The organism is Streptomyces sp. NPDC048352 (assembly GCF_040651895.1).
GTDB lineage: Bacteria > Actinomycetota > Actinomycetes > Streptomycetales > Streptomycetaceae > Streptomyces.
In genome coordinates this window covers 22,487-33,057 of sequence record NZ_JBEZKZ010000082.1, presented here as the reverse complement: position 1 = coordinate 33,057, position 10,571 = coordinate 22,487, and the positions used below count along the sequence as shown (strand labels likewise).

Annotated in this window: 8 protein-coding genes, 1 pseudogene and 1 riboswitch; of the genes and pseudogenes, 2 read left to right on the top strand and 7 right to left on the bottom strand. The window is 74.2% G+C overall.

Annotated elements, in window-relative coordinates; all coding sequences use genetic code 11:
- Positions 1-54: 54 nt before the first annotated feature.
- Together AB0D45_RS29620 and AB0D45_RS29615 are read right to left on the bottom strand one after the other, a co-directional pair.
- Positions 55-1,641 carry an RNA polymerase sigma factor gene (locus AB0D45_RS29620; RefSeq protein ID WP_361611175.1) on the bottom strand — a complete coding sequence of 529 codons (1,587 nt, stop codon included), beginning with the start codon at positions 1,639-1,641 and terminating at the stop codon, positions 55-57.
- 210 nt (positions 1,642-1,851) lie between these two features.
- Positions 1,852-2,616, bottom strand: coding sequence for a methyltransferase domain-containing protein (locus AB0D45_RS29615; RefSeq protein ID WP_361611177.1), 765 nt, complete (start codon positions 2,614-2,616; stop codon positions 1,852-1,854).
- 57 nt (positions 2,617-2,673) lie between these two features.
- A riboswitch (ZMP/ZTP riboswitch) is annotated at positions 2,674-2,776 on the top strand.
- 60 nt (positions 2,777-2,836) lie between these two features.
- On the opposite strand from AB0D45_RS29615, the gene AB0D45_RS29610 reads away from it, so the two are divergent.
- A complete protein-coding gene (locus AB0D45_RS29610) occupies positions 2,837-3,682 on the top strand; it encodes a bifunctional 5,10-methylenetetrahydrofolate dehydrogenase/5,10-methenyltetrahydrofolate cyclohydrolase (protein WP_362464636.1) in 846 nt (281 codons plus the stop codon).
- Between the two features lie 161 nt (positions 3,683-3,843).
- Here AB0D45_RS29610 and AB0D45_RS29605 read toward each other — a convergent pair.
- From AB0D45_RS29605 to AB0D45_RS29595, 3 genes and pseudogenes are all read right to left on the bottom strand, one after another.
- A pseudogene (locus AB0D45_RS29605) lies at positions 3,844-4,926 on the bottom strand (MAB_1171c family putative transporter); the annotation flags it as partial.
- Positions 4,927-4,961: 35 nt separating this feature from the next.
- Positions 4,962-6,383, bottom strand: coding sequence for an FAD-dependent monooxygenase (locus AB0D45_RS29600; RefSeq protein WP_362464629.1), 1,422 nt, complete (start codon positions 6,381-6,383; stop codon positions 4,962-4,964).
- A gap of 133 nt (positions 6,384-6,516) precedes the next feature.
- Positions 6,517-7,086 carry a toxin-antitoxin system, toxin component gene (locus AB0D45_RS29595; RefSeq protein WP_362464626.1) on the bottom strand — a complete coding sequence of 190 codons (570 nt, stop codon included), beginning with the start codon at positions 7,084-7,086 and terminating at the stop codon, positions 6,517-6,519.
- 338 nt (positions 7,087-7,424) lie between these two features.
- On the opposite strand from AB0D45_RS29595, the gene AB0D45_RS29590 reads away from it, so the two are divergent.
- Positions 7,425-7,850, top strand: coding sequence for a hypothetical protein (locus AB0D45_RS29590; RefSeq protein WP_362464623.1), 426 nt, complete (start codon positions 7,425-7,427; stop codon positions 7,848-7,850).
- Here the strand turns inward: AB0D45_RS29590 and AB0D45_RS29585 are convergent.
- Positions 7,836-8,639 (bottom strand): helix-turn-helix transcriptional regulator, encoded by an 804-nt coding sequence (locus AB0D45_RS29585; protein WP_362464620.1) that lies wholly within the window; start codon positions 8,637-8,639, stop codon positions 7,836-7,838. The two genes, AB0D45_RS29590 and AB0D45_RS29585, sit on opposite strands and share 15 nt — an antisense overlap.
- Positions 8,640-8,672: 33 nt before the next feature.
- Entirely contained in the window at positions 8,673-10,466 is a 1,794-nt protein-coding gene (locus AB0D45_RS29580; RefSeq protein ID WP_362464617.1) for an FAD-dependent oxidoreductase, read from the bottom strand.
- Positions 10,467-10,571: the final 105 nt, after the last annotated feature.

Below are 10,571 nucleotides of genomic sequence, written 5' to 3'. Positions count from 1 at the left end.
GGGGGCCCCCCCCCCGCCGCCGGGCCCCCGGGGGTCTCGCGGTACCGGGCGGGATCAGTCCAGGTAGTCGCGCAGCACCTGCGAACGCGACGGGTGGCGCAGCTTCGACATGGTCTTGGACTCGATCTGGCGGATGCGCTCACGGGTGACCCCGTACACGCGGCCGATCTCGTCCAGGGTCTTCGGCTGGCCGTCGTTGAGGCCGTAGCGCATGGAGACCACGCCCGCCTCACGCTCGGAGAGCGTGCCCAGGATCGACTGCAGCTGCTCCTGGAGGAAGGTGAAGGACACGGCGTCGGCCGGGACGACCGCCTCGGAGTCCTCGATGAGGTCACCGAACTCGCTGTCGCCCTCCTCACCCAGCGGGGTGTGCAGGGAGATCGGCTCGCGGCCGTACTTCTGGACCTCGATGACCTTCTCCGGGGTCATGTCGAGTTCCTTGCCCAGCTCCTCCGGGGTGGGCTCGCGGCCCAGGTCCTGGAGCATCTGGCGCTGCACGCGGGCGAGCTTGTTGATGATCTCGACCATGTGCACGGGGATGCGGATGGTGCGCGACTGGTCGGCCATGGCACGCGTGATCGCCTGCCGGATCCACCAGGTCGCGTACGTGGAGAACTTGAAGCCCTTGGTGTAGTCGAACTTCTCCACCGCGCGGATCAGGCCGACGTTGCCCTCCTGGATCAGGTCCAGGAAGAGCATGCCGCGGCCGGTGTAGCGCTTGGCCAGGGAGACGACGAGGCGGAGGTTGGCCTCCAGCAGGTGGTTCTTGGCACGGCGGCCGTCCTCGACGAGGATCTCCAGCTCGCGCTTGAAGGCGGGCTTGTGGTCCTCCTCCTCCTCGAGCTTGTACTCGGAGAACAGGCCCGCCTCGATGCGCTTGGCGAGCTCGACCTCCTGCTCGGCGTTGAGGAGCGGCACCTTGCCGATCAGCTTCAGGTAGTCCTTGACGGGGTCGGCGGTGGCGCCGGCCACCATGACCGTCTGGGCCGGGGCGTCGTCCTCGTCGTCGTCGGACAGCACGAAGCCCTGGGCGCCGCCGGCCTTGGGCGCCTCCTCCTCGGCCTCCTCGGCGAGGTCCTCGACGGCCCAGTCCTCGCCCTCGACGACCGGGGTCTCGGCGTCGTCGGCGTCCTTGGCGCCGGCCTTCTTCGAGGTGGCGGTCTTCTTGGCCGCCGTGGCCTTCTTGGCGGCGGTCTTCTTGACCGCGCGCTTCTTGGGCTCGGCGGCGGCCTCGGCCGTCACCTCCTGCCCGGCGGCGGCCGACGGAGCGGATATCGCCGCGGCGGCGGCCGCCGGGGCGGTGGCCGAGGCCTTGCGCGCGCCGATGGGGCGCGGCGGGGCGACCGCCTTCTTCGTCACGGTGCGGGCCGGGGCGGCAGCTGCCTTGCGGGGCTTCTTGGCAGCAGCCTTGGTGGCGGGGGCGGCGCTGACGTGGAGGGCGACGCCCTCCTCGTCCAGGACCTGGTTCAGGCTGCGCAGGACCCGCTTCCACTGGTCCACCGGGATGCGGCCGGCCTCGAAGGCCTGGCGGACATCGTCACCGTTGATGTGACCCTGCTCGCGGCCGCGCTCGACGAGCGCGACCAGGGCCTCGGATTCGGCGATCTCCGGAGGGAACGTACGGGACGGGCTGAGCGACACAAGGAGCCTCTCGTTGCGAACAGATAAGGAGTGGGCGGGACATCATCGCGCGGACTCGGGAAACAGACCGAAGGGGGTCTGTATTCCGGGGCCGCGCGAGGACACCTGTCGGTTCATCGCATGCCCGAGTCGATTCGTTACGCGCTGAATTGAGTGACCTGCGCCACGCTGTGGCCGCGCAACCGATCCGGCTGGGATCCGTCCGCCCCTTCAGCAGGCCTTCTTGCGGGCCTCGATGAGGAAGCGGGCGGTGTGCGCGACGAACGGACCTTCGCGTTCGATCCGTTCGTGGAGCTCCCGCAGCCGGTCCCGGTACTGCCCGACCGTGAAGCCGGGCACCATCCAGATCACCTTCCGGAGGAAGTAGACCACGGCTCCGATGTCGTGGAACTCGGTCCGCAGCCGTTCGGAGCGCAGGTCGACGACCTCCAGGCCGGCCCGGGCGGCGTCGGCGACCGCGTCGTCGGGGTGCCGGGCGCGCCGGACCTCCTGCGGCTGCGGGCCGAGGAAGTACTCGACGAGCTCGAAGACGCTGGCCGGACCCACCTGCTGTGACAGGTAGGTGCCGCCCGGTGACAGCACCCGGGCGATCTCGTCCCACCAGATGGTCACCGGGTGCCGGCTGACCACCAGCTCGAAGGCCTCGTCGCCGAAGGGCAGCGGCGGCTCGTCGGAGTCCGCGACCACGACCGCGCCCAGCGGGTGCAGCAGCCGGGTCGCCCGCCGGACGTTCGGCGGCCAGGACTCCGTGGCGGCCGTCAGGGCGGGCAGCGGGCCGGCCCCGGCGAGCACCTCGCCCCCGCCGGTCTGGACGTCCAGGACGGAACCGACGCGGGCGAGGCGCTCGCCCAGCAGGCGCTGGTAGCCCCAGGAGGGCCGCTGCTCGGTGGCCCGGCCGTCGAGCCAGGAGAAGTCCCAGCCGTCCACGGAGACGGACTCCGCCTCCGCGACGAGATGGTCGAAAGTGCGTGTCATGTCCCGATCGTCCCAGGCCGGGCCCCGGTCGACCACCGGTTATGTCGACTACAGTGGACCCCGGGCCGTGACTGGCGTTCGGGTGGATCACCACCGGGGAGCGGCCCGGCGTACGTCCGTACGGTCCGTACGTCGTCTGCCGCGCGCCTGGGCGAACCGCGATCCGCAGCGACGTTCAGGAGACCCCGTGACGACTGCCCCCACCGCCACCGCCCAGCTGATGGACGGCACCGCCCTCGCCCGCCGCGTCTCGGAGCGGACCGCCGCCCTCGCGGCGAAGATCACCGAGCGCACCGGCACCGCGCCCTGCCTCGCCACCGTCCTCGTCGGCGAGGACCCCGCGTCCGTCACCTACGTACGGATGAAGCAGAACCGCTGCGCCAAGGCCGGGATCACCTCCCGCCACGTGGAGCTGCCGGCCGCGACCACCACCGAGGAGCTCGTCGCCGCCATCACCGCCCTCTCGGAGGACCCGGAGATCAGCGGCATCCTGCTCCAGCACCCCGTCCCGCACCACATCGACGAGCGCGCCGCCTTCGAGGCCATCGCCCCGGGCAAGGACGTCGACGGTGTGACCATGCACTCCTTCGCCGCCATGGGCTTCGGCCTGCCCGGCTTCGTCTCCTGCACCCCCGGCGGCATCATGCGCCTGCTCGCCGAGTACGAGGTGGACCTCACCGGCAAGCACGCCGTCGTGGTCGGCCGCAGCGCGATCCTGGGCAAGCCCGCCGGGATGCTGCTGCTGGAGCAGAACGCCACCGTCACCTACTGCCACTCCCGCACCCAGGACCTGTCCTCGATCGTGCGCCAGGCGGACGTGCTGGTCGCCGCCGTCGGCAAGGCCGAGTTCATCCGCGGCGAGGACATCAAGCCCGGCGCGGTCGTCCTGGACGCCGGTTACAACGAGGGCAACGTCGGCGACGTCCACTTCGAGTCGGCCGCCGCCCGCGCCTCCCTGATCACCCCGGTGCCCGGCGGCGTCGGCCCGATGACCATCGCGGTGCTGCTGGAGCAGACCGTGCAGGCCGCCGCCGCCCAGGCCGGACTGGACCTCGCGGAGCTCTGAGCGGGCGACCGCCGCCAGGCCGTGTCGTCACGGTCCCTCCCGGCCGGTGGGGCCTGGCACGCACGCTCCCCGGGGGCGGGGCGGCCCCCCCCCCCCGCGGGGGGCCGCCCCCCCCCCCCCCGGGGGGGCCCCCCCGCCACGATCGGGGAGCTGCGGAACTCCCGGGCGAGCGCGGCCAGCGGATGCCCGTCGGGACGGCACGGGGAGGGGTCCGCGGGGAACGCGGCGGGGGCGCCCGCCCCCTCCGCCGCGGCCCGTACCCGGCAGGCGTCCGCGAGCATGGCCGCGTCCGCCACGACGGCGGCGCCCCGCTCGCTCAGGCCCTGGCGGCGCGCGGCCCCGTACGCCGCCGACCGGACGGCCGGGTCGAACCAGCCCGCCAGCGCCAGCAGCCCGTCGTCGATCACCGACTCGCGGTGGATCAGCCGGATCCCCACCGGCGACCACCAGGTCAGCGGGACCGTCGCCACGCTGCGGTGGGCGAAGCCGCGCAGCGCCTTCCACAGCGGGCGCAGCCGCCGGTACTGGCTGAAGTCCCGCCAGGCCGCCGAGCCGCCGACCATCGGGACGATGAACCCGGTGCCCACCAGCAGCGCCGCCGCCGAGGCCAGCGGCGGGGCGACGTAGGTGGACAGGCCGTCCCAGTCGTGACCCGCCCAGCGCGCTCCGACCGCCAGCCACTTCGCGACGAGGTAGCCGAGGTCCATCACCCCGCCGAGCATGAGCAGCGCCAGCCCGGTGCGCAGCGGCCGCAGCGCGGGATCGACCCGCAGCATCCACTTCAGGCACAGCAGGCTCATCGCGGCGCTGCCCGCGGTGTGCGCCAGCAGGTAGCAGACGATCATCTCGCGCAGCCACGGCGTGTTCGCGTAGTACGTGTCCAGGTCCCGCAGCCGCTCCACGGGTGCGTCGCCGATCACGAACAGCGCCACGATCAGCACGGTGACCGCGCCGAACACCCCCACCGTCACCCAGGTCGCCCGCCGCAGCTGCGCCGCCGGACCGCCCGCCCAGTGCAGGATCAGCACGATCGAGGCCCCCGAGAAGGCGGTCAGCACGCCGTACACCAGCGGGGCGGCGAAGTTGACGACGCCGGTGAGCTCGTTGACCGCCGCGAGGGACGGCGGGGCCGCCAGGAAGGTGAGCAGGCAGCCCACCACCAGCAGCGCGCACACGGCCCGCATCAGCGGCTGGTCCCAGCCCCGGCGCAGCGCCGGGGCCTTGATCAGCAGGGCCAGCACCATGACGGATCCCGCCAGGTAGAGCGGCAGGCCCTGCTTCACCGGGAGCGGCCGGCCGCGCCGGCCCCGTCGAGGCCCGCCACGGTCCGCTCGGCCGCCGTCAGCGGCGCCGCCTTCAGCGCGCCCCTGCCGGAGGCGCGCAGCACCCGCCAGGCCACCTCCGGCCGGAACCAGGCGGCGGGCGGGCTCGACATGGTGACCACCTCGAAGAAGGCGGTCGTGAGCCGCTCCTCGGTGCCGGCCCCCGCGACGAGCCGGCCGACGTAGGCGTCGAGCAGCCCCGCGCCCGGTTTCGGCCGCATGCCGGTGGCGCCCGGGTAGCGGATGTCCTGCGAGGTGGCCAGCTCCCAGGCGGCGGCCACCTGCGGGGCGAGGGCGCGCTGCGCGGCGTTGCCGAAGCCGGGCCGGGCCAGGCCTCCGGCGCGCAGCAGGGCGCGTACGGCGAGCAGCCCCTGGGCGGCGACGGTCATGCCCTGGCCGTAGAGCGGGTTGAAGGTGGCGACGGAGTCGCCGACGGCGAAGAAGCCGTCGGGCAGGTCCGCCTTCTCGAAGCGGACCCGGCGGTTCGCGGTGCCCTGGGTGACGGCGACGTCGGTGACCGGCTCGCGGCCCTCCAGCAGCAGGCCGACCACCGGGTCCCGGACGCTCTTGGCGAAGGGGACGAAGGCCTCGGGGTCGTCGGTGGGCCGGCCGCCGCGGGTGCCGGACAGGGTGGCCTGCCACAGGCCGTTCTCGATCGGGACGATCGTGGCGGTGCGGCCCGGTACGGGCATCCGCGGGTCGGACTGGACGTTGACGATGGGGAACCCCATCTCGTGGGCGCCTTCGGGAGCCTTGAAGATGCGGGTGGCGTAGACCAGCCCGGAGTCGACCTCGGCCTGGCGCAGCCCGCGCACGCCGAGCGCCTCCAGCCAGGCGCGGGCCCGGGACCCGCGCCCGCCGGCGTCGACGACGAGGTCGGCCGGCAGCAGCCGGCCCTCCTCCTGCGGGGTGTCGGCGCGGACGCCGGTGATCCGGGCGGCGGTGCCCTCCAGGGCGCGCACCCGGCTCCGCTGGAGGACCGTCACCCCGGGGAGCGCGGTCACCCGGCGGCGGACCACCGAGTCGAGCAGGTCGCGGCTGCACGAGATGTTGAACTGCGTCTCGCCGCCCCTGGGGAGCCAGCCCCGCGCGGTCATCGACACCAGGTCGGTGGGCAGACTGCGGCGCAGCGCGCCGGCCGCCGTCCACGCGCCGGTGATGCCGGGCAGGATCTCCTCGACGGCGCGCGCCCCGGCCGACCACATGACGTGTACGTGGCGGGCCTGGGGCAGGCCGCGCCGGGGCTCGGGGCCTTCGGGCAGGTCGTCGGCGTCGATGATCGTGACCGTCGCGTGCTCGGCGAGGACGGCGGCCGCGAGCAGGCCTGCCATGCTGCCGCCGATGACGACGGCGTGGCGCTGCGGGGTGGGCTGGGTCATCGTGCGGTGCTCTCTGTCGGGCCGCGCGGACCCGGGCGGCGGCGCGGCGGCGGCGCGGTCGGGTGCGGGCGGCGGTGAAGGCGTCGGAAGGGCGGAGGGGTCGCGGGGCGGCCGGGCGTCGGGTGGGACGCGCTCAACGGCTCCAGCCGAGCGAGGACTTGATCCGCTCGATCTCCTCCGGGACGGACTCCTGCCGGGGTGGGGGCAGGAAGGCCTTGAGGATCTTGCCGAGGTGCAGGCCGAAGGTCTCGGCCCGGATCTCGGCCGGGTCTTCGCGGTCGGCCCGGGCGGCCGCCCACCGGACCACCGCTTCCAGTTCGCCGTCCCGGCGTAGCAGGTCGGCGAGGCCGCCGCGGGGCCCCGTCAGCCGTGCGGCCACGGCCATGCCGGGGCCGGGGCCGTGGCCGCCGCAGGAGCCCTCCGCGACGTGCCACAGCTCGTGGCCGGCGATGACCAGCTGGTGCTCGGGCCGGGTACGGGCCTCGACGACGACCAGGTCGCGGTCTTCCAGCTGGAGCCACAGCCCGCTGGCGGTCTCCGGCGGGAACGGGGCGAAGCGGAAGTCCACCCTCCGGCCGCCGCGGCGGCGCCCGAAGGCCGCGCACAGGCCCCCGATGATCTCGGCGGCCCCGGCCGGGGGCGTGAGCCGGGCGTCCGCCAGCAGCTCGGCGCCGAGCTTCCGCATGGTCCGTGTGGTCCTCATGGCGCTTCCCCCTCGGCGGTGGTCACGGCCCGGCGGCGGGGTCGGGCCGGGCGGCGGCGGCTCGCACCGTGACGATGTCCGTATGCCGACAAGGCGTTCGGGCCGGTGGCTCGGTGCGGTGAAGCCTAGCCGCCGGCCCCGCCCCCAACCACCGCATCCCCGCACTCCCCGCCACCGAAGCCTGCCCCGGACCGGCCCGGACACCGCCATGACCCCGGAGGTAATCGACCACGCCGCCGGCCGGGCGGCACAGTGGGGGCATCGGGTTCCGGGGCCGCGCACTCGGCTCCGGAACCCGCCCCACCAGCCCGTACGACCCTCCTGGAGGCTGATCCGCCATGTCCGCGACCCTGCTCGTCAGCATCGCCCGCACCACCGACCCGCAGACCGCGCTGCGCCGCTTCCTCGCCCTCGACGCGGTGGTCACCACCGGCAACGGCCTCGCGTACGCGGCCTTCTCCGCCCCGCTCGGCCGGCTGCTCGGCATCGGCCAGACCACCCTCCTCGCACTCGGCCTGTTCCTGACGGCCTTCGGAGCCGGCGTCGGCCTCCTTGCCTCACGCCGGCGTCCGCCGGTCTTCCCGGTGAGGTTCGTCGTCGAGGCCAACTACGTCTGGGCCGCCCTCAGCCTGGTCTCGCTCGCCGCCTGGTTCCAGCCGACCGCGGCGGGCGCGGTGTGGATCCCGGCACAGGCCCTCACCGTCGCCTCCTTCGCGCTCTCCCAGCAGCTGGCGCTGCGCGCGGCCGGCTCAGGGGCCCAGTGAGCGCAGGTACTTCACCGTCGCCGGGTCGGCCGGCAGCAGGGTCTCGACGGCCAGCTCCGCGACGGTCACGTCCATGGGCGTGTTGAAGGTGGCGATCGAGGACACGAAGGAGAGCACCTGGCCCTCGTGCTCGATCACCAGCGGGAGCGCGATGTACGGGACCGGCTCCGCCGGTTCGCCGTCGCCGGGGCGCTCCGGCACCGGATAGGCGGACACCTCCTCGTACAGCGCCCGCAGCGGCGCGGAGCGGGCCAGCGCGATCTGCCGCTCCATCTGCGCCAGCAGGTGCCCGCGCCACTCCGCGAGGTTGCGGATCCTCGGGGCCAGGCCCTCGGGGTGCAGGGTGATGCGCATCGCGTTCAGCGGCGGGGCCAGCAGGTGCTCCGGCAGCCCGTCCAGCAGCATCGCGATGCCCCGGTTGGCGGCGACGACGTCGTACACGGCGTCGACGACCAGCGCCGGGTAGGGCTCGTAGCCGGTCAGCAGCCGTTGGATGCCCTCGCGCAGCGTCTCCATGGCCGGGTCGTCGAGCGGGGTGTGCGCGTAGTGCGGGGCGTAACCCGCCGCCAGCAGCAGCGCGTTGCGCTCCCGCACCGGCACGTCGAGCCGGTCGGCGAGCCGCAGCACCATCTCCTCGCTCGGCCGGGACCGCCCGGTCTCGATGAAGCTGATGTGGCGGGACGAGGAGTCGGCGCGCCCCGCCAGCTCCAGCTGGCTGATCCCGCGCCGCTCCCGCCAGGTCCGCAGCAGGGAGCCGACCGTGGGCGTCGTGGAGGTCCTGGTGGTCATGGCCCCGACGGTAGCCGAGCGGCCCCGCCCCGATCAGCCGAGGTCGAAGACGTTCCGCAGACCGAGGCGGTGGCGCCACAGGTCGTGCCGCCGGGCGGGCTCCAGCTCCGGCGGCCGGTAGCGGGGGATGACCGCGCACCGCGCCGCCGTCGAACCGTCGCGCTCCAGCAGGGCGTTGACCGCCGCACGGGCCGAGGCGTTGGCGCCCTCCATCGTCGCCAGGTCGATGTCGACGGCCACGTAGTCCCCGCTGAGGAAGAAGTTCGGGATACGGGTGGCCGCGCTCGGCCGGTCGTGGAAGGTGCCGGTCGGGTGGATCAGGAGCTCGTCCTGGTTGGTGGGCTCCGGGGTGCCCAGGCCGTCCACGCCGGGGTCCAGGAACCACGAGTGCAGGGTGCGGTCGGCCAGCAGGACCTTCCCGGTGTCGTTGAGGGAGGCCTTCAGCTGCGCCCACACCTCGCGCGCCACCTCCTCCCGGGTGCACTGCTTGGCCGTCTTCCCGTACAGGATCCCGGGCTTGTCCCACTCCGAGACGTCCACCGACAGGCAGTCCACGACCGTGCCGTCGCCGTAGTCGGCCGGGAAGTCGCGGGCCGGCCAGTGGCCGGCCTGCTGGATGGCCGTCAACGACCAGGGCGAGTCGATGCAGTTGAGGTGGCCGTGCACCAGGGGGGCGCGCTCGGTCAGGTAGAACTGGATGCCGGTCATCCAGTCCGTCCGCAGCCGGTCGCAGCGCCCGAGCATGGGGTCGGCGGCCCGCAGCGCCGGGCTCCAGGTGCGGCGGGCGTGCTCCACGGGCAGGGCGCTGACGTAGTGGTCGGCGGTGACGGTCCGCCGGGTCCCGTCCGGGTCCAGGACCGCGACCCCGCTCACGCGGCCGTCGCCGTACCGCACCTCCTGGACCGTCCAGCCGATCCGGAACTCCACGCCGAGGGAGCGCAGGTGGCGCTCCCAGGGGTCGATCCACGCCTCGTTCGTCGGCAGGTTCAGGATCCGGTCCGGCGGGCCGTCCGCGCCGCGGCCGAGGGCGTTGCAGACGAAGGCCTCTCCGAGGGTGCCGACGGTGCGCGTCGAGGCCTCCTCGGCCTTGGTGGCGACGATGTTGCGGGTGATGCCCACGGCCAGGATGCGCTGGTACTCGGCCGACATCCGCGCGGCGCGGGTGAACTCCCACCAGGGGGTGTGCTCCCACACCTCGTCGCGGCGCTCGTCGCAGCTGGTGAGGAAGACCAGCACTCGGTTGACGAAGTACGCCGTCTCGTGCGCCGGGAGGCGGACCAGGGACTCCAGGATGCCGGTCAGGGCGCGGCGCAGCTCCTCGGGCGTCAGCTCGGCGGGGGAGTGGCCGGGCCAGGGGATGGGCGCCCGCAGGTCCTCCCGGCCGGCCGCCCGGGCGAACATCATCTCGGGCGGGGCCACGAGGTTGTCCCACACGCCGTGCGCGTTGCCGGGGAAGGGGATGCGCCGCATGGTGTCCGGCAGGTTGTGGTAGATGCCCGGGATGAAGCGGAACCCGTGCTCGGCCGGCAGGGGTCTGCGGCCGCCCCGGGCGCTGCCGGGTACGTCCATGCTGCGGGCCTTGCCGCCGAGCGCCCGGCGCTCGTACACCGTGACGGCGTAGCCGCGTTCGGCGAGCTCGTGCGCGGCCGTCAGTCCGGCCACCCCGCCGCCGAGCACGGCTACCGCCCGCCCCTGCGGCGCCGGCGCTCCGGCCGCCGCCGCGGCCGGGGCCGTGACGGCCTCCAGGGCGGGGAGGGCGCCCGCAGCGGCCGCCGCACCCGCGATGAACGTCCGCCTCGAACTGCCCGTACCCCGCGTGCCGGCCATGCCGCGCCTCCTTGTTACCGGTGGTAACACCCGTTCCGGCGCAGGAGCATAGGGCGGGCGGCCATCGCCGGGAAGCACTCGGGCGCACTATGGCGGGAAAGGTTC

What these genes read in the sequence shown, in the direction of transcription:
- AB0D45_RS29615 (WP_361611177.1), bottom strand. Translation starts at nt 2,616, where the DNA reads ATGACACGCACTTTCGACCATCTCGTCGCGGAGGCGGAGTCCGTCTCC.
- AB0D45_RS29610 (WP_362464636.1), top strand. Translation starts at nt 2,837, where the DNA reads ATGGACGGCACCGCCCTCGCCCGCCGCGTCTCGGAGCGGACCGCCGCC.
- AB0D45_RS29600 (WP_362464629.1), bottom strand. Translation starts at nt 6,383, where the DNA reads ATGACCCAGCCCACCCCGCAGCGCCACGCCGTCGTCATCGGCGGCAGC.
- AB0D45_RS29595 (WP_362464626.1), bottom strand. Translation starts at nt 7,086, where the DNA reads ATGAGGACCACACGGACCATGCGGAAGCTCGGCGCCGAGCTGCTGGCG.
- AB0D45_RS29590 (WP_362464623.1), top strand. Translation starts at nt 7,425, where the DNA reads ATGTCCGCGACCCTGCTCGTCAGCATCGCCCGCACCACCGACCCGCAG.
- AB0D45_RS29585 (WP_362464620.1), bottom strand. Translation starts at nt 8,639, where the DNA reads ATGACCACCAGGACCTCCACGACGCCCACGGTCGGCTCCCTGCTGCGG.
- AB0D45_RS29580 (WP_362464617.1), bottom strand. Translation starts at nt 10,466, where the DNA reads ATGGCCGGCACGCGGGGTACGGGCAGTTCGAGGCGGACGTTCATCGCG.